Below are 17,354 nucleotides of genomic sequence, written 5' to 3'. Positions count from 1 at the left end.
GGGCGTATTGTACAGGCGTGGTCAAATCATTTTGTCGGCGACGATCTGGCGCACCCGCGCTTCAGACAGGGCGTAAAGGGTGGCGAGGGAGGCCAGTCCGAGGCCGCGCCGGTAGTGCTCGCGGATCTTGCGGTTACGCTCGGCTTTGTTGGGGGCGGGCAGATAGCAGGTGGTCCCCCCGTGGGCGAGGCGGACGATGTCCTCGACGCGCTCGGCAATGACGGTGGCTTTCGTAGCGTCGATCCCGGCGGCGACGATGCAGTCAAGGATCGCCGTGCGCTGGGTGGCGAGGAGGTCTGGATCACTCATGACTGAACACCTGCAAGGGGGCGAGTTTGGGGGCTGTGGGCGGCGAGTTTGGGGGCGGATCGATGGCTATTTTGCCCGGATCCAGGCCGCTCAGACGCAGCGCGGCGAGGCTATAGACCGCGCAGTCCAAAGCCTCGTTGCGCGCGCGGGTCTGGACCCATTCGGCGAAGGCGCGGGTGCCTCGGGTCTTGGTGACCAGCTTTTCGGCGGCGAGCTGGGCGAAGTATTCGTCGTCGAAGGCGGGCGTGCGGGGGAAGTGGAAGGCGCCGGGGCCGTGGTGGGGCAGCTTGAGCCGGGCGTAGATGAGGGCCTTGGCTTGATCGACGCCGACGGGGTAGACGACGGCGCGCCGTTGCCGACGTTGGCGCAGCCGTTGGCGACGCTGGCGTTCGTCCTCGATCAGGGGGCGGCCGGGTCCGGCCAGGCCCTTGAGGGCGTAGCAGTAGGCGCGGCTCTGGACGAAGGCGTAGACCATTTGGGTGTTGTAGCCGGAGTCGATCCCGACGGCTTGGGGGCGTAGATCGGCGAGCGCGTCGTCGAGATCCTCCCAGACCTGGGGCAGGGCGGTATCACCGGGGAGGATGAGGTGGTCATGCGCCCAGGCTTCCTCGCCCTGGCCCCAGTCGAAGACGCTGAGTTCGAGGCGGTCTTTCTGCACGTCAACGCCGATGGTGCGCACGCCGGTCGGAAGGGCGGCGGGGTAGTCCTCCAGCTTGCCGATGAGGCCGACGGGGTCGACGCTGTCGCCCTGCTCTTCCCAGACTTCGCCCAGGGTGGTGTTGATGAAGCGTTTGAGGCGCGCGGTGTCGCCGTGGGCTTCTTCCCACTTGGCCCACAGCTCGGCCCAGGTGAAGCCGAGGCCGATGGGGCTGTAGAGGCCGGAGAGGGTGTAGCCGCGCACGGGGCGATCGGGATGGCGTGGGCGCCATTGTCCAGCGGCGAGCATGGTGGTCTTGTGGTGTTCCTCGATCCGCTCCTGGCAGTGGACGCAGCGGTAGTAGACGGCGCCGGTGAGCTTGTTGTGGATGAGGCCGGGTTCGCCGTCGGGATGGGTCCAGCGCAGCACCTGGAACTGGCCGCAATGGGGGCAGGGCACATGGTATTCGCGCTGGTCGCTGGCCTGGTATTCGTCGTCGATCCGCGACAGGCCGGCGACGGTGGGGGTGGAGACCAGCAGCACCTTGCGGCGCGGGAAGGTCTTGGTGCGCTCATCGATGAGGCCGAGCGGGTCGCCCTCGACGCCGGCCTCCCAGGGGAAGCGGTCGACCTCGTCGCAGATGACGTACTTGATCGGCATGGAGGCGAGCGAGGCGGGGGAGTTGGCGCCACCGAGGACCAGGAGGCCGCCGGGGAAGTCTTTCATGTCCTCGCTGTTGCTGGAGTCGCGGCGGCGGCGGTTGTCGAACAGGCTCCGCAACACGGGGGTTTCGTTGAGCAGGGGGTCGAGGCGCTGTTTGACCCAGCGCTTGCGCACTTCGAGCGTGGGCAGGACCACCAAAACCGGGGCGGCGGCGCGGTCGATGATGTAGCCGAGCCAGTTGAGGGCGACCTCGGTCTTGGTGAGCTGACTGCCGAAGCGCAGCACGATGCGCTGGACGGGGCTGTGCAGGCTGAGCACGTCCATGATCTCGCGGCTGAACGGGGCGCGATCGGTGCGCCAGGGACCGGGTTCGCCGCTGCCCTTGCTGGTGAGGATGCGATGGCGGTCCGCCCAGGCGCTGACGCTGAGGATGGGGCGCGGGCGGGTGGCCTTGTCGAGCGTGCGGTAGAGATGCGCGCGCGCGGCGGGGATGGGGGTGGTGGAGCGGCGCCGGAGGGCGCCGGATTGGAGGGCGGTGGCGTTCATGCCTCGTCGTCGGATTCCTGTGTGGCGGACGGGGCTTCGAGGCGTTTCGTGCCGACGGTGCGGAACCACTTCAGCTTGGCCTTGGCTTCGGCGTTTTCGCGCGAGGCGTCGAGACTGAGGGCGGTTTCGTCGATGTGGACCAGGGCCGACATCGCGGCGTTGAGGCTTTTTCGCAGGTCCGTTTGCAGGCGGCGCAAGGCGGCGGCGGTTTGGTGCGGCGGTTCGATGATCTTATAGCCGGCGCCGCGCACGTTGACGAGGTACCGCTGGTAGTCGGTCAGCATTACGTCTTTGAATCCGTCGACGCGGCGCAGTAGCTCAAACTGGCCGGCGCGATGCTGGTCGGCGGTCATGAGGCCGGTTGGCGATTCGATCTCCAGGTGCTCCAGCAGCCAGTCGTGCGGGATGGTCTCGCCATACTGGAAGGTGGCGACTGCTTCCATGGCCGCCTGACGCCAGACGGGATGCAGCTTCAGGGCGGAATCGGCGGTGATCGGTTGGTCGGTCATGAGGATTTGATCTCCGTGACGGTGAAGCGGCCGAAAGGTCCGCCTTTGGCGGGGCGGTAATCGCCAAGGCCAACATAGCGCCCGGCGTTTTCGGCAGCGGCGAGGATTTGCGCGCGTTCGATCATGGTTTCGTCGAAGAGGATTTCGACCTGGACGCGCCAGTCGTTGAGGCGCGGGCGGTAGCGCATCAGTCGGGCTTGGCCGACCTTGACCGAGCGGCAATCGACGCAGGCGGGCGTCTCCCACATTTTTTCCTTGGTGGCCGGTCCTGAGTGGGCGACGGGGATCATGTCGGCCAGGATCATGACGCAGCGATTGAACGCGGAGCCGAGCTTGTGCAGCTTGGCGCCTTCGACCAGCGCGCTCTTGAGATTGGTCGAGGGGATGACGACGGCCTTGCCGGGGTAGAACCCGAGCATGTATTCCGAGCGCGCGATGGCGATATGGTCTTCGTCGGTTTTTTTGCGTTTTGAGGTGAGCGCCTTGTGGGCGATGGTCTCCGCTGCCAGCGGATTGGCGCCGCGGTCGGAGTGCAGCAGCAGTGATGCGTCTTCGCCGCGAAATTCGAGATTGATGGATTGCATTGTTTGCTCCTCTTGTGTGTTGCGCTTGGTAGCGCCCTTGCCAAGCCACGCCTTGCCGTGCCAAGCCACGCCGTGCCGTGCCGGGCCGAGCCTCGACCCTGGTGGAAACCCACCGGTCAGGATTCGCGCCCTGACCGCTGAGGATTCAGCCCTTGCCTAGCCACGCCATGCCTAGCCACGCCATGCCATGCCTAGCCACGCCCTTGGTGGAAACCCACCGGTCAGGATTCGCACCCTAACCGCTGAGGATTCAGCCCTTGCCTTGCCCTGCCTTGCCCCGCCGTGCCATGCCGAGCCCAGGCAAGCCCTTGGTGGAAACCCACCGGTCAGGATTCGCACCCTGACCGCTGAGGATTCAGTTTTTCCCTGCGATCGATTTCTGGCGCTTGGCGCTCTTGAGATGCCAGCTCAGCGTCAGGTGACTTTTGACCTGGTCGCGCATGTCATCGGGGACTTGGGCCAACCGGGCGCGGCGCTCCTGGAGGGTTTCGCCCTGTTCGACCCAGGCGTTCCATTGGCCAAGGCTGCGGTCGGTGTCGCCGGCGGGCATGGCGTTACTCTCCGAATTCGAGATCGTGGAGTTCCACGAGCCGGGCGGCGCGCTCCAGCACCAGGTAACCGGCGAGATCCCAGCGGGCGTCCTCGGTGTCGTCCGGCTGGCCGGAGCGGATGCGGGAGAGCTTGTCATCCATGCGCACGCTGAGCTGCTCGACCGGGCTGGCCTTGGAGAAGATCCGGACCGGTTCCAGGGCGCTGTTGCCGTACTGGCGGTTCTTTTCGAGCAGCATGGCCTTGAGTTCTTCGCATGCGGCGACGATGGCTTGCTGGGCGAGGGTGAGTCGGGATTCGTTCGGCATGTTGTTCTCGTTGCGTTGGTTACGGTGATGTCAGCCGGCCATTACGCCGCGCCCCCCAGCCCATCCAACCGCCGCTGAAGGTGCTGCCCAACCGCTTCGAGGATCTGGCGGGCGGCATCGCCCAGGGTCTTGTGAATCAGCCCGACCTCGCCCCGGCAGGCGGCCAGATCGGGGGCGAGGCGGTCGGGCAGGCTTTCGAGCTGGTCGCGGACGACGGTGCCGTAGTCGACGAGGATGAAGTCGATCTCGGCGCGCTCGACCAGCAGGCCGGCGGCGCGGTCGAGATCGAGGTTGGCCAGGTCCGCCTTGGCTTGCTGGAGCCGCCAGGTCTCGAACTTGAGCGCGCTGCCGAGGGCGGCGTTGTCGCTGGCGGCCGAGAGCGCGCCGGCCGGGGGTGGCTCCTGAGCCGCTGGGAGGCCCGTAGCGGCGTCGGCGGTCGGGTCCGTGCCATCGCCTTCCTTGAGGGCGTCCCAGACGGCCTTGCGCGCCTGGTGCTTGGGGAGGGGGCTTTCGGTGGCGAGGCGCTCGGCGTGGCCCTGTTCGGCGTCGATCAGGCCATCCTCACCCAGGGTGATGCGCCCGTCCTGAATCCAGCGGGTGACAGTGGACCGCGCGACGCGCTCTTGGCGGGCGAACTGGGCGCGGGTCAGGCGTTTGGGCGTGGATTCCGGCACGTCAAAGACTCCAGAAAAGATGGAACGCTTGGTGGAACGCTTGGTGGAACGGACGAATCAAACTTAACTCTATGATTTATTACAGGTGGAACGCATGGAACGCATGGAACGCATGGATCGCATACGCGAGACGCTTGCGCCTGTCCATGTGATCGTCGTGTCCCGCATACGCATACGCGCGGTGAAGCGTTCCATGCGTTCCATGCGTTCCAGTGAATAGAATCAACGGCTTATCGCGCATTGTTAAGCGTTCCATAGCGTTCCATAGCGTTCCAGTGAATAGAATCAATGCGTTGACCGCTCTACGGCGTCCAAAAACGCAAAGTACCCACTCGTCAACCACTCGATCTGTTCCTTGAAAGCGCTTTCGCGATAGACCGCCTGTTTCGGATCCGCCGCAATCGCGCGCTCGATGGCGCTGGAGCTTGGGATCACGAGCTTGCGCTTATGGTTGGTCTTGTCCTGAAAGTGGCGCCAGGTGTTTTGAGTCTTCCCGGCACGCCAGCCATGCAGCTTGCTGACATGCCCGATCAGATCCTGCATGCGGCGGGTGCGCTCGCCGCGCTGTTCGCACCAACGGCGATAGAGCAGGTAGAGATCGCTGCCCAGGCAGGGACAGACCGGGACCGGGTGACCGTTGGGGCCGTCGATCTCGGCGGCGGTCCATTCTTGGATGAAGCGCTCTTCGCTGGAGGTGCTTTGCACCACCAGGTCGCGCTTGGCGCTGGTCATCGGCGGTTTGCTGGCGACATGGAAATGGGACAGGTCGCGCTGGAGCAGGAAGTGATGGAGCGCGGCGACGCCGCCGTTGTCGATCTCTTCAGTGATCTCGTCGAAGATCTCGGGGGGCAGCTTGGGCGGCACCCAGATGACGCAGTGCCGGCGGTCGTCGTCTTCCAGCACCAACGGCTGTCGCTCGTTGGAAAGGAAGACGATGTTCATGTGGTTGGCTTCATTGTGGGCGGCGACGTTTTTCGGGTTGACGCGAATGGTGGCGCCGGTGATGAAGCTCTTGAGGCGGTTCTTGACGCTGAACAGATCCTGTTTGGCGAGGATTTCATCGGCCAGGATGAAGAGTTTCTTTTCGGCCCAGTCGGCGTTGAACTTGTCCTCGAGCGCTTCCTGTCCGAGGATCCGGCCGTACTCGCCGAAGATCTTGGCGTAGGTTTCGAAGAAGAGACTTTTGCCGGTGCCCTGGGGACCGTGGACGACGATTGCCGAATGCATCTTGGCGCCGGGCCGCTGAATCGGCAGGGCGAGCCAGTCGAGCACCCAGTTGTAGAGGGTTTCGGCCTGCGCGGCTTCGTTGGAACAAAGGTATTCGAGCAGCTCCAGCAGGCGCTCGCACTTGCCAGGCGCGGGGACCGTGGGCCACCCGGCGTACAGGTTGCAGCGGATCCGGGCATCGGCCTCGGTGGGATCGAAGCCGATCTCGGTGTCCCGGGCGACCCGCCAGCCTGGATGCTCGCGCAGATCTTCCCATCCATGCCGGGGCAGGAGGTTGACGACGTCGTCCTTGTGAACGAGGCGCCGGTCAATCCCGTCGAACAGAACCTTTCCCCCCAGGCCGTAGGTGCCCCAGTAGCGCGCCGCGGCTTGGTCGACTGTGAGACGCGCGGCCATCGGCGACCCCCCCTCCCCCTGGATAGCGGGTAGGCGCGGGGCGGCCTCTCGACTCAACCAGTCAACTCCGGTGAGGAAGCCCTCGACCTGGGTGCGCACGGCCTGGACGCCTTCGAGGGCGGCGAGGTCGTTGAAGTCTGTTGCGCCTTTTTTGCCCGTTGCGGGCCGCTCCTCGGCGAACACTGGGGCCAGCCAGCGGCCATCGACCGCCAGGGCCGCGCTGCTCGCGGACTGCACACCCGGGTTGCCGGCGGTGCGGTAGTCATCGTCGGCGCAGACCAGGATCCGCACGCGCGGATAGTGCTTGCGCAACACCTTGGCGACCGGGAGCAGGTTGTTGGCGTTGAAGGCCACCGCGCACGGGAGGCCGGTCGCGTTGGCCAGGGTCCAGGCGGTGGCGTAGCCCTCGGCGATCAGCAGCAGATCGCGCGGCGCACCGCCGATCAGATGATACCGGCCCACCATGTCGAGACCTGGCGGCCAGAATTGCTTTTCGAGCCTGTCGCCGCGATCCGCGCCGCGAATGAACTCAAGCCCCCAGACCTTGCCCTTGGGGTCGGTCACCGGGATGACCAGGGTATCGGCCGTGGGGTGGAAGCGGATGCCGTCGGCGCCAACGCCCTTGCGCTCCAGGTAGCTGGAGGTGCCGGTCGGCTGGTAGGCACGCCAGATCTTGGCGGCCTCCTGGGCGGCGCGCTCGGCCTCGGCGTTGCGCATTGCCTTCGCGCGCTTGCTGTCGGCCGCGATTCTGGCGGTGATGGCGTCGCGCTGCTCGCGGCTCATCGGCGTCGCCCGGTCCGGACGCACCGAGACCCGGCCGTTGTCGTTGCCGTGCCAAATCCCGTAGGCCCCGACCAGGTACGGCGTGCCGTCGATCTCCATCGTCGAGAGCCGATACCAGCCGCGCTTCTCGCGATCATCGCGCACCGCGCAGCGGATGGTCTTGTCGGTATCGATCAGCGGCTCGCCGGGCTTGAACACCAGCCCTGCGTCGATCATTTCCGAAACGACGCGGCTGTAGTTATCCCAAGACATTGAAATCTAAGCCCGTTGCCTCTACCAGCACCACGGACCCTAGCGAAACCGCGGGGTCGCAATTACCCGCATCAGCGGCTCTCAGGAAGGACCCATTGATCGGATTCGATTCCGTTCGAGCGTATCGAACAGGCCTCGACCTCGACGCACCCGCCAACCAAAAGGGGAACGGGGAATTTTGCTGGCTCACGACAGCAGCCCCTCCGCCGCGCGAACGAAGGCCGGTGGGAACTCTTGCGCGACCACGCGCTGACCGACCCCATGCCAATCCAGTCGCGTCTGATACCGGGCTTGCGAGACAAACATCAGCACCGGCTTGAGTCCACGCCCCTGTGGCGCGCCGCGCGACTTGGATGGGAACGGCGCGGTCCGCTGATAGATGCCGGGCGCCAGGCGCTGGGCGTTGCCCACCCGCGCGACGAAGTAACCCGCCCCCTTCGCCTCGGTCTTGTTCTTGCGCTTCGTCAGGCGATCGCGCTTATTGAGGTTGTCGCCCGCATACTGGTTCATCGCGCCGACCCACGAAAGGATCGCCACGATCTCACCGCCCGACATATTCCCGTACCGATCCAGCTTCGCCCCTTGTCCTGGCACCGTCAGCCAGCCGCGCGGCAGCAAGCCGGCCGCCTGCAACCGCCGCTCGCTCGCCTTCTGCAGACGCTGGCCGCCGTAGACATGCGGCGCCAGGAGACGATCCCAGGCCGTGCCCTTCGCCTGCATCCCGCCGCGCTCGAACCAATCCGTCGCCCCGACCGTCGCGCTCAGCTTCTCCGCCGTCGCCTTGAACACCCGCACGTTCTTCGCCACGAACGGCTTCGGACGATCGAACGAAGAGGCGATCAACGCCCGCTCGGCCGCCATCACCTTGAACGCCACATCGTTGATCACCCGCGCCACCACCCGCGGCGTGTTATCCGCCATACGCTTGAGCGCCTCGCGGACCTCCTGCACGTCCGAATCAATGGTTATCATCGCGCACCCGCTCGGCACACTTCAGCGCCGTACCGATCCCCTCGACAACCATCACCGGAAAGCCATGGAACCCATCACCCAAAGCCACCTGATCCACCATGTCCAAGACGGAATCCGGCTTCTGATCTACGACACGGTGACGGACGGCAAGCACCTGTTCACCGCCTGCGGACTTGGACAAGTGAAGAAAGGCGAGGCGCGCCTGACCGACACCGCCACGGCCACACTCCTCGCCCTGAGCCAGCATGTCAGCCAAGCGCTGGGAGAGGTCCACGCCATCCGCTTCCACGAGATCGCCACCCGTCCAGCCGTGCCAGTTCGCCTGCGCAAAGCCCTCGCCGCCGCAAACCACGAAGACCTGCTGTTCTTCATCTGCCGCACACCCGACATCTACGACGACGCCGTGCGCGGACTCAACGTTCAGTGGCTTACCCATCAGACCCTCCAGTAATGGCTCAACGCCAACCCCGTCACAGTTCCCGCTAGGGGCGACTACCTACAGGCCCCGAGCGGGGCCGCATCGACCCTGGTCATGACCCAGGTTCGGCACTAGATTTTCATCAATCGCTTTTTCAATGAGACGCCTCACAAAAACCGACACCGGCCGGTCGTCCTCCTCCGCCAACCGCATCAGTTGGATCTTTTGCGACGCGGTCAGCCAGACCCGGATGTACTCGTCATGCGCCATAGTGCTCACCCAAAAAAACGCCCCACCGGCTTGACCGATGGGGCACAAGGGGCCGCTATCCGACCCGAGGAGGACGCAAAAAGGCGGAGATCTCCGTGCTCAACGCCTTTCGGCATCACGGATAAAGGAAGCGCCCGCAGCCTCATGACACCGTTCCATCCGGCGTTGGAATGCCGGACGGACAGCCCTCGCCCTCGCCGCCCCGCTCGACATCACGATCCCCGACACCATCGAGGATCTGGCGGCGCTCCAGCGCCTGGAGGATTCGATCCAGCGCGCCCTCGTCCAGCGACGAGAACAGGTCTTGTTGGCCGCCCTGTATCTGGACGTAAACCGTGCGTAACTCAGGCGTCGAGCCCATGGGCGAAGCGCTCCACTGACGACACAAGGAGGCCGATCCGGCGGCATTGGGCCACAACTGTCGCCACTGGGCCGGAGTTGATGGACACCGGATCGGCCGTACAGGAGACCCCCGCCGCGCGCGGCCAGGGCCAAGAAATAACCCTGGAGCGAGCCAGGGACGCGAGCGACGGGCTGGAGTGTCGATTAGGACGTGGGCTCTGTCCTCGCGCTGTCGGTGATAACCACTCCGCCGACGGGTGGGCATCCTTGCAGCTCGAATGCCGAACACGCACAAAACTCATGCCGATGGCCCCTTCGCGACAGGAATCCGCGCTGGGCACGGATCCGACGTCAGCAGGGCCTCGGGTCGAAGGGTCGCCGCGAACGGCACCCGCCAGCTTCTCAGGGCGAACCGTTCAAGCCAGCGACGACAGTCCTCGCGCTGGTCACAGCGCTGGTCGAGACATCGGGTCACGTCGTAGGGCAGGCTCATCGCCACGCCCCTGTCACCCAGGCCGCGAGCACCAGGGCGATCGCGCTCAGGGCGATCCCCAGCGCGACGCCGATCATGAGCAGGGCGGCCAGGGCGCGCATCAGGCGGCCTCGCTCGGCCGTCCGAAAACATCCGGGCGTAGTTCATGGCGAGTAATTCCGGTGGTACGCTCGATCGCTTGGCACAGCTCCGGGGTTACGCGGCCGTCGCACTTGTTCAGCCACCACCACACCCGTTGCGACGACACGCCAATCAAACGGCCGAGAGCCGCCTGGCTTCCGGCAACCTGAATCGCTCGCTCAAGAGGCTTTGGGATATTCATGTCAGACAAAATACAAGAAGACTTGCCGCATATCAACAAGCAAACTTGCGACCCGCTAGCGGACAATTGCGATATGAGCGCGCTCGGGCAACGATTACGGCAGGCACGGGAAGAGATTCGGCCAGACAAGCCGAAGCTCTCTCAAGCCGCGCTCGGAAAAATGGTCAACATGAGCGGGCAGGCCGTGGGGCTGATCGAGCGCGGGGAAACCCAGGATCCGCGAAAACTGGTTCAGCTCGCCAAGGCGTTGAAATTAAATCCGAACTGGCTGGTTACAGGGAAGGAGCCAAAGTATTCGGATGACTGGGAACAGATCGTCAATCTCGCCGGCCTACCTGAAGAGGCCCAGGCCGGCATTCTTAACCTAGTCTCGTCCCTGGAAGAGGGGCGCTTGAGCGTCAAGCAGTTCCTCGGATTGCTCGCCCTGATCCTCGACAAATGACCTGACCCTAAGCCAACCGGGTTCCGCGTCGGCGATTCCGACCTCCCACCCGCCTGTTTTTTTCTCTCTCGCCGCAAAGTCCCCTGTTTGGGCGGCCACGTCCGCCACCGTCACGACCTGCACGCCTGCCCGTCCTGCTAGCCTCAAAACTCTCACGATCAACCCTCCGCGAACTTGTCCCAATCGGAAAAGCAAGATTGCTTGTTGACGGCATCAAAGTTTACTTGTAATTTTGAGCCATCACAGCAAGATTGCTTGCAAACCGACCCCCGCGCAATGACAAGCAGAATCGACATGGACAAACCAGCCACCCGCATCCGCTTCGCCCGCCAAATCGCCGCCCGCTTCTCGCAGACCTCAGCCGCCGGCCTGATCGCCGCCGAAGCGGTGCGCCTGGTGCGCGATCTCGGCACCTCGCCCGAATTCGCCGCGCGCCACGCCAGCGCCCGCGCCGTGACGATCCTCGCCCTGGAGGCCCGTCCATGAGCCCGACCGCCAACGATTTGGTCGACAGCCTCGACGCCGCCATGGGCACCCAGTTCGATCTCCCGTTCCGCGAGCTACGCCCCGATCCGATCCCCGCGCGTCGCCGCAACCATCCCGAGCCTCCGGCGCGGATCTGCCTGATCCCCATCAAGAGCCAGCTCGACACCGGCGCGCCCCAGCCCAAGCGCACCGTCGACCTCTCGCCCAGCGACCTGTCCCAAGGGCGCGCGCGCCTGAAAGCCAAGCGCCGCGCCAAGTCCAGACCGTTCAACTGATCGCCAACCCGCCCCAGGAGGGCACCGCCATGCCAACACCTCCCGCCCCGGACATCTGGGCCACCATCGCCGAACTCGACGGTGGATCCGTCGAATCGCAGTTCCGCCATGCGGCGGTCGCCGTGGCCAAGGCCATGCGCGACATCGACGACAGCAAGGTCAAGGGCCGACTCTCGCTCGACATGACCTTCGACCGCTCCAAGGGCTCCGGGCAGATCCTCGTGACAACCCGCGTGTCCGTCACCCGCCCGACCGAGAAGGGCAAGACCAGCGACGAGAGCGGCGCGGAAACGCTCGTCTACATCTACGCCAATGGGCACATGAGCGTGCTGCCCGAAACCCAAACCAGCTTTGACTTCGAGGGCTCTAAGCCATGATCGACCTTGAACAACTGCGCGCCCTGATCCTTGCCGGGCTCAACCCGACGCCCGACACCTGCGTCCTGCCCAAGGATTACCGGCTCGAAAACACCGAGTCCCACGCCCGCGAACCGCGGCGTCTGCGCGGCACCTATCAGACCAGCAGCCTCAAAGCCTGGGCCGACTACGTGACCGACCACGCGGGCCCCAGCTCGCGCGTGTTTCTCGACCCGGAACAATTCAAGGCCATTGCCAGGATCAACCACGGCACCGAGGCCGAGCCGGAGTGGGGGGATTTCCGCGCCGTCCTGCAACTGCGTCAAACGCCGGCTTACGCGGCCCTGGAATCCCTGCTGAAAGCCCCGCGCTTGCAGGGCGAGCTGCTGGATTACGTGCTCGACTGGTCCAGCGACCTCACCTTTTTCTCCGCGCCAGGGGTGCCCATGACCCAGGCCACGGCGGTCCAGCAACTCCAGAAGCTCGACACCAAGGCCACCCGAGCCGCGAGCAACGAAGAGACCGACCTCAAGCGCGAGCGCTCACTTCTGGAGTCCGCCGTGATCACCAGCCAGCCGCCCACGCTCATGGTCGTGACCGCCGCGCCCTTCGAGGATCTCGCCGAGCGCGATCTACAGGTGCGGCTCGTCTACGCCCCGACCGATCCGCCCAGCATCCGGCTTCGCCTGCTGAGCCGGGAGACGCTCCAGCGCCAGTGGGCCGAGGAATTCAGCGCCCTGGTGTGCGCCGAGCTGACCAGCGGGATCTCGGATATCAGCGAGCGCGTCCACCTGGGCGTCTTCACCCAGTCGTAAGACAACCCAAGCCGCGCGACCGGAAACGGCCGCGCGGATCACCCGGGAGACCCCGATGTTCCCCAGCCCAGCCCAGCCCCTTCACGCTTGCCGACCCAGCCGCGCGGCGCCACCCGTGCGCCCCACGCGCGCCTACGCCGACGCACTGGCCCAGGCCCTGGATGATGTGCTCGACCTGCTCGACCCCGATGGAGACGAACCCGACAACGGCGTCCAGATCGCCCGCGCGACCCTGGCCAGTTTTGACCAATGGCGCGCGGAGCAGGATGGGCAGACCCTCATCCCGATCGGCGGCGGCGCCACCACGCGCTTTGAAACCCCGACCGTGGGCCACCTGGCAAAAATCCTCGCCCATCTCCCGCCGCAAGCGCCCCTGTTCGGCGACGACAGCCAGGCCCCCGAGATCCGGCTCTACGTCGCCACCCAAGAGACCGCGCCCAACACCCAGATTTTTGCCGAGATCGGCTGAGGAAACCCGCCATGTTCGATCCAGATTATGACGACCCCATGGATGCGATCGACCGCGAGCATTATTGGTTCGCCGCCGCGCTGCTCGCCGCGCTCGTCGCCGTTTGCTCGCTGCTGATCGCGATCGGCTATTGGTGGGGGGCGTCGGCATGAGCGCGCCCGCGACGTTGATCTCCGAGATCCAGGCGGTCATCGAGGCCGCTACGCGCCCCCTTACCGCGGCGGATGTGTTCAGCGAGTGCCTGCTCGCCGAAAGCCCGACCCAGGTTTGCACCGCTATTTCGCACCTCAAACGTCGCGGCCTGGTTCGTGAGGCCGGCCTGGTTCACGGGACCAAAAACAACCCCCGTAAAACCTGGGTGGCCGCGCGCGATGGTGATGATCCAGCGCCGCCCGCCCCGTCGGAGCGTCGGCCGATCGGCAGCCTGTTGAGCCCTCGCGAGGCGCCCAGCGATCCGCTGGACGCGGCGCCGCCGCTCACGGACCAGGAGCGCGACCGCCTCGCCCGGATCCTCGCCCAAGACGTCGGGGAGCTGGCCGAAAGCGCCGCGCTCGACGCCGGGCCGATCGGGACGCGCCAGGGTCCGCCCGCGATCGATTCCGAGTGGCCCGATGCGCTGGAGACGGCCAGCACAATGGGGTTGCGCGAACATCTGGAATCGCTGCGCGTCTACCCAGACAAGCCGGACTACAGCGCCCACGGCAGCCGCGAGGCGGACGAGTTCGACGCGCCAAACCCCGCGGCCTGGACGGACGACAGGGTTCGAGACCTGATCCTCTCCGAGCTGTGTTACCTGACCCCGGTGACGTTCAGCGAACTGACCGCGCGCGTCGCGGCCCCCAAGCCAATCGTTCAGCGGGTACTGCTTGACCTGTTCCTGGACGGATCCGTCGGACGACTGAGCGGCCTGGGTGGCCTGGTGCCTGATTACGGGTATTACCTCAACGGCCCGCCCAGCCAACACCCGCGCCGGGTCGATCCCTTGAGCCCGCCCAAACAGACGGGCCACTTCATCGCCCGAATGATCCGCGACGCGCCAGACCCAAAGCCGAAGCTCCTCGAAGCGGCCTCCTACGCCGAAGCCCTGGACGCCTGCGGAGAACGACTGGAAGCCGGGCGCGCGATCCCGTCCGTCCCCGAGATCTCGGCCCTGTTCAGCGAAATGGCCGGCTTCATGCGAGAGCTGGCATGACACCAGACACCGAGTCACCCGTCCTATGTTGGGTCGCCGCGTCAGGCCCCTGGGAAGGGAAACGGATCTACATCGGCCGACCGGACCTGAAGGCGCTCCGGGCCATTGTCCGCGCTCATCCGCTGGCGTGGATGCGGGCGTGATCTACATCAAACCATGCCCGTTTTGCGGCCGAGAATTGCAGCGCCGCGACAGATTGATAAATCCTCATGCGCGCTGCGTGACACCAGGATGCAAGGGCGGACAGCTCCCTGTGTTGAAGCTGGACGACCCGGCGGATGTGGCTGCGCGGCACCGGAGGAATCCCACAGTACCGGCATCGCCACCAGTGTCAGGGACCGTATACCACCACAAGAACAGCGGCGGACCTTACATCGTCGAGCGCTGTTTACCGATCAAGCTCGACGGCGAATGGCATGAAAACGGCGTGACAATCTACGGGAGCCAAAAAACCCGGAAATTTTACGCAAGACTTACGCATGATTTCATGCAGGCTTTTGACCGGGTACGCCCACCCGCGCAGGCCGGCTTTATCGATGGCTATAAGATGGAAACATTCAGCGTTGAATCAGCGATATGCCCTTACTGCGGATACGAAAACGCGCCAAGCGACAGCGAAGGACTGCTTTATGACGAATCGACCGCTGAATACGAATGCCATGGCTGCGAAAAAACATTCAGAGTCGGAGTGTTCACATCGTATTCGTGGACATGCACTGACATCGACGCCGCATAACGCCATGGTCAGCCGCCCGCGCGCGGCACATGGCCGAGATTGAACTACATCGCCGATCGCGCGGGTCGGCTGGAGCAGCGTGCTATGCGGGTTTGGAGGCTGGTGCAATTTGACCCTTTCACCGAGGCGATGGTGGTGTTTGCCGCTGACGGCGACCAGGCGCGCCGCGTTGCACAGCAATACGAGGATGAATCATGCCTCGGTAAACGGGACTGGATCAATCACGCGATATGTATGGATGTGACGGACCGAGGCCCCGTGATGTTGCTGCGTTCTCCAGCATAACGCCAAGGTTCAGGCGGGTGCGCCCGCTGGGAGGTTTCAGAATGACAAACGACGTTGATAGCGCGCCTCGCCTGGAACCGCTTGTTAGGGCTTTTCTTGTCACTTGCGCTGGATTCCAGCCTGGCATTTATTTCGCGGATAGCGCAAGTAAAGCGAAGATCGCGGCACTGGTTCAATCGCGGGATGCTGGGTATGTGGGCATAAGATTTGCCGACCTGCGCGTCAAACGAGCGCCAGAATTTGACGGCGCGACATATTGCGGGGAAGCCCCTAGGCATGGGGTTGTGCCTGATTGTTTGGTTTTGCCCTAACCACTGATTATCAGGGCCACCACGCCCTGATAACAGCCAAAAACCCGTAAATTCAGGCCGGACCGATGCCAGAACAGCTCGCTTTCTTCTTTGATGACGATTCGGATTGGGCCAAGGCCGACGGATGGCACTCCGCCCAGCTCCACGCTTGCGCCATGAACCACGCCACCACAGATCCGCGCTGGTATCTCGGCGACGGCCCGAAGCCCGGCGTGATCGGCATCCACCTATCCGGCTGTTCGTACCGCCGCGAAGAGACTATGAACCCGTGAGCCACCCGTCCGCCTTCGGCCCAGAAGACCTCGCGACCCTGACGGGCTACAAACAGCAAGCGGATATCGAGCGCTGGTGTCAGCGCCAGGGCGTGCGGTATTTTCGAGGCAAGGCCGGGATCTGGACAACCCTCGAAGCCGTCAACGCTGCGCTCGGACTCCGGCCCGATCGCTCCGAACCGCCCCCGCAACGGCTGGAATTCTGATGGCGCCGCGACGCCGAAGCCAAACCGTCAAGCTGCCGCACGGCATCAAACCCGACGCGCTCCCGCCCTACGTCTACTGGGATCCGAGCGGGCGCGGACGCTGGATCCGCCACCACTATAACCCCGCGACCCGCCGCACCAAGGCCGCGCGCCTATGCGGCCCGGAATGCACGCTGCGCGAGATCTGGGAAGCCTACGAAACCGCGACCCGGCCCGCGCCGCTTGACACCCTCGGGGCCTTGATGGACCTGTTCGAGGCGTCGCCCGCCTGGCAGGATCTCGCGCAGACCACGCAACGCGACTACCGCCTGTGCGCGACCCGGCTACGGGTTGCCGAAACCCGCGCGGGTATCCCGCTGGCCGAAACCCGGCTGACCGACTGGACCCCAGGAGCCGTGCGCGGCTACGTCGACAAACGCGCCGAATCGAGCCGCACCCGAGCCAACCATGAGCTGCGCTATCTAAGGCGCCTGTTCGCCTGGGCTTATGAGCGCGACCTCATGACCAGCAACCCCGGCCGAGGCGTCAAGACCTTGAAGGAGGAGCCACGCCAGCGCTACGTGACAGACGGGGAATACGCCGCGTTCCTGCTCCACGCCGCGACGCGCTACCCCTATCTGGTGCCGGTCGCTGAGCTGGCGTATCTGTGCCGGCTCCGACTCTCCGAGGTCTGCGATCTACGCCGCGAGGATATCGGCCCCGAGGGGCTGTTCGCCGCCCGGCGCAAGGGCAGCAAGGACGCCCTGACCGGTTGGACTCCACGGCTGCGCAAAGCCGTCGAGACAGCGCTCGCGCTGCATGGCGACATCCTCGGACTCTACCTGATCCCAAGCCCCACGCGCGGACGCATGCGCGAAACCACGATTCAGACCGCCTGGCAGCGGAGCATGACGAGCTGGGCCGAACTTGGGAACGCACGGTTCACCATCCACGACCTCAAAAGGGCGGGAGTGAGCGACGCGGAAGGGGACAAGCTGGCCGCCAGCGGCCACCGATCGGCGGCGATGCTGAGGGTTTACGACGTGCTCCCGGCGAAGGCGCCGGCAACGCGGTGAGGCGTGGCATTTTAAGGAGTTTGGCCTCCATTTTAAGGAGGCCGAGACCATGAAAGCCGTAACTCTTTGAAAATTTGGTGCCCAGGGGCGGAATCGAACCACCGACACGCGGATTTTCAGTCAACAGCGCAACCGTTATAAATCAACGGTATAGCCAAAATCATTCTAAGTAAACAAGCAAACCGCACCTAAGCGAATCA

Annotated in this window: 25 protein-coding genes; 14 read left to right on the top strand and 11 right to left on the bottom strand. The window is 64.8% G+C overall.

The window, feature by feature from the left end; translation table 11 throughout:
* Positions 1-21: 21 nt before the first annotated feature.
* The 9 genes from CKO27_RS16550 to CKO27_RS16510 all read right to left on the bottom strand — a co-directional run bounded on the left by CKO27_RS16550 (position 22) and on the right by CKO27_RS16510 (position 8,409).
* Positions 22-309, bottom strand: a complete 288-nt coding sequence (locus CKO27_RS16550) for a Mor transcription activator family protein (RefSeq protein WP_200376022.1) — start codon at positions 307-309, stop codon at positions 22-24.
* The gene (locus tag CKO27_RS16545; protein ID WP_200376021.1) at positions 302-2,155 is read right to left on the bottom strand and encodes a phage terminase large subunit family protein; all 1,854 of its coding nucleotides are present in this window, start codon (positions 2,153-2,155) and stop codon (positions 302-304) included. Before CKO27_RS16545 ends, CKO27_RS16550 begins: the two co-directional genes overlap by 8 nt.
* On the bottom strand, positions 2,152-2,664 hold the full coding sequence (locus tag CKO27_RS16540) for a hypothetical protein (protein ID WP_200376020.1): 513 nt from the start codon (positions 2,662-2,664) through the stop codon (positions 2,152-2,154). Before CKO27_RS16540 ends, CKO27_RS16545 begins: the two co-directional genes overlap by 4 nt.
* Positions 2,661-3,317 (bottom strand): hypothetical protein, encoded by a 657-nt coding sequence (locus tag CKO27_RS16535; protein WP_200376019.1) that lies wholly within the window; start codon positions 3,315-3,317, stop codon positions 2,661-2,663. Before CKO27_RS16535 ends, CKO27_RS16540 begins: the two co-directional genes overlap by 4 nt.
* A 286-nt stretch (positions 3,318-3,603) precedes the next feature.
* Positions 3,604-3,798 (bottom strand): hypothetical protein, encoded by a 195-nt coding sequence (locus tag CKO27_RS16530; protein WP_200376018.1) that lies wholly within the window; start codon positions 3,796-3,798, stop codon positions 3,604-3,606.
* Between the two features lie 4 nt (positions 3,799-3,802).
* Positions 3,803-4,105 carry a hypothetical protein gene (locus CKO27_RS16525; protein ID WP_200376017.1) on the bottom strand — a complete coding sequence of 101 codons (303 nt, stop codon included), beginning with the start codon at positions 4,103-4,105 and terminating at the stop codon, positions 3,803-3,805.
* Between the two features lie 41 nt (positions 4,106-4,146).
* Complete coding sequence (locus CKO27_RS16520; protein WP_200376016.1) at positions 4,147-4,779, bottom strand: hypothetical protein; 633 nt, start codon at positions 4,777-4,779, stop codon at positions 4,147-4,149.
* A gap of 285 nt (positions 4,780-5,064) precedes the next feature.
* Entirely contained in the window at positions 5,065-7,437 is a 2,373-nt protein-coding gene (locus CKO27_RS16515; RefSeq protein WP_200376015.1) for a DUF5906 domain-containing protein, read from the bottom strand.
* A 186-nt stretch (positions 7,438-7,623) separates the two neighbouring features.
* On the bottom strand, positions 7,624-8,409 hold the full coding sequence (locus tag CKO27_RS16510; protein WP_200376014.1) for a hypothetical protein: 786 nt from the start codon (positions 8,407-8,409) through the stop codon (positions 7,624-7,626).
* Positions 8,410-8,473: 64 nt separating this feature from the next.
* Between CKO27_RS16510 and CKO27_RS16505 the strand changes: the two genes are divergently transcribed.
* Entirely contained in the window at positions 8,474-8,860 is a 387-nt protein-coding gene (locus CKO27_RS16505) for a hypothetical protein (RefSeq protein ID WP_200376013.1), read from the top strand.
* 379 nt (positions 8,861-9,239) lie between these two features.
* On the opposite strand, the gene CKO27_RS16500 is transcribed toward CKO27_RS16505, so the two are convergent.
* Together CKO27_RS16500 and CKO27_RS25330 are read right to left on the bottom strand one after the other, a co-directional pair.
* Positions 9,240-9,458, bottom strand: coding sequence for a hypothetical protein (locus CKO27_RS16500; protein ID WP_200376012.1), 219 nt, complete (start codon positions 9,456-9,458; stop codon positions 9,240-9,242).
* A gap of 574 nt (positions 9,459-10,032) precedes the next feature.
* On the bottom strand, positions 10,033-10,254 hold the full coding sequence (locus tag CKO27_RS25330; protein WP_200376011.1) for a transcriptional regulator: 222 nt from the start codon (positions 10,252-10,254) through the stop codon (positions 10,033-10,035).
* A 73-nt stretch (positions 10,255-10,327) separates the two neighbouring features.
* Between CKO27_RS25330 and CKO27_RS16490 the strand changes: the two genes are divergently transcribed.
* The 13 genes from CKO27_RS16490 to CKO27_RS16430 all read left to right on the top strand — a co-directional run bounded on the left by CKO27_RS16490 (position 10,328) and on the right by CKO27_RS16430 (position 17,154).
* The gene (locus CKO27_RS16490; RefSeq protein WP_200376010.1) at positions 10,328-10,696 is read left to right on the top strand and encodes a helix-turn-helix domain-containing protein; all 369 of its coding nucleotides are present in this window, start codon (positions 10,328-10,330) and stop codon (positions 10,694-10,696) included.
* A 294-nt stretch (positions 10,697-10,990) separates the two neighbouring features.
* On the top strand, positions 10,991-11,182 hold the full coding sequence (locus CKO27_RS16485) for a hypothetical protein (RefSeq protein ID WP_200376009.1): 192 nt from the start codon (positions 10,991-10,993) through the stop codon (positions 11,180-11,182).
* On the top strand, positions 11,179-11,457 hold the full coding sequence (locus tag CKO27_RS16480; RefSeq protein ID WP_200376008.1) for a hypothetical protein: 279 nt from the start codon (positions 11,179-11,181) through the stop codon (positions 11,455-11,457). Before CKO27_RS16485 ends, CKO27_RS16480 begins: the two co-directional genes overlap by 4 nt.
* Positions 11,458-11,486: 29 nt before the next feature.
* Entirely contained in the window at positions 11,487-11,834 is a 348-nt protein-coding gene (locus CKO27_RS16475) for a hypothetical protein (RefSeq protein WP_200376007.1), read from the top strand.
* Positions 11,831-12,628, top strand: coding sequence for a DUF2303 family protein (locus CKO27_RS16470; RefSeq protein ID WP_200376006.1), 798 nt, complete (start codon positions 11,831-11,833; stop codon positions 12,626-12,628). Before CKO27_RS16475 ends, CKO27_RS16470 begins: the two co-directional genes overlap by 4 nt.
* Before the next feature lie 55 nt (positions 12,629-12,683).
* Complete coding sequence (locus tag CKO27_RS16465; RefSeq protein ID WP_200376005.1) at positions 12,684-13,097, top strand: hypothetical protein; 414 nt, start codon at positions 12,684-12,686, stop codon at positions 13,095-13,097.
* Between the two features lie 11 nt (positions 13,098-13,108).
* Complete coding sequence (locus CKO27_RS16460; RefSeq protein WP_200376004.1) at positions 13,109-13,249, top strand: hypothetical protein; 141 nt, start codon at positions 13,109-13,111, stop codon at positions 13,247-13,249.
* A complete protein-coding gene (locus CKO27_RS16455) occupies positions 13,246-14,289 on the top strand; it encodes a hypothetical protein (RefSeq protein WP_200376003.1) in 1,044 nt (347 codons plus the stop codon). Before CKO27_RS16460 ends, CKO27_RS16455 begins: the two co-directional genes overlap by 4 nt.
* 139 nt (positions 14,290-14,428) lie before the next feature.
* Positions 14,429-15,025 carry a hypothetical protein gene (locus CKO27_RS16450; RefSeq protein WP_200376002.1) on the top strand — a complete coding sequence of 199 codons (597 nt, stop codon included), beginning with the start codon at positions 14,429-14,431 and terminating at the stop codon, positions 15,023-15,025.
* Positions 15,026-15,064: 39 nt separating this feature from the next.
* Positions 15,065-15,310, top strand: a complete 246-nt coding sequence (locus CKO27_RS16445) for a hypothetical protein (protein WP_200376001.1) — start codon at positions 15,065-15,067, stop codon at positions 15,308-15,310.
* Between the two features lie 376 nt (positions 15,311-15,686).
* A complete protein-coding gene (locus CKO27_RS16440; RefSeq protein WP_200376000.1) occupies positions 15,687-15,893 on the top strand; it encodes a hypothetical protein in 207 nt (68 codons plus the stop codon).
* Positions 15,890-16,099, top strand: a complete 210-nt coding sequence (locus tag CKO27_RS16435) for a DUF4224 domain-containing protein (RefSeq protein ID WP_200375999.1) — start codon at positions 15,890-15,892, stop codon at positions 16,097-16,099. Before CKO27_RS16440 ends, CKO27_RS16435 begins: the two co-directional genes overlap by 4 nt.
* Positions 16,099-17,154 carry a site-specific integrase gene (locus tag CKO27_RS16430; RefSeq protein ID WP_200375998.1) on the top strand — a complete coding sequence of 352 codons (1,056 nt, stop codon included), beginning with the start codon at positions 16,099-16,101 and terminating at the stop codon, positions 17,152-17,154. Before CKO27_RS16435 ends, CKO27_RS16430 begins: the two co-directional genes overlap by 1 nt.
* Positions 17,155-17,354 lie beyond the last annotated feature (200 nt).

The organism is Thiocystis violacea, from assembly GCF_016583575.1.
GTDB lineage: Bacteria > Pseudomonadota > Gammaproteobacteria > Chromatiales > Chromatiaceae > Thiocystis > Thiocystis violacea.
Note: the sequence above shows the minus strand (reverse complement) of the source record. Positions and strands in the feature narration are given on the sequence as shown.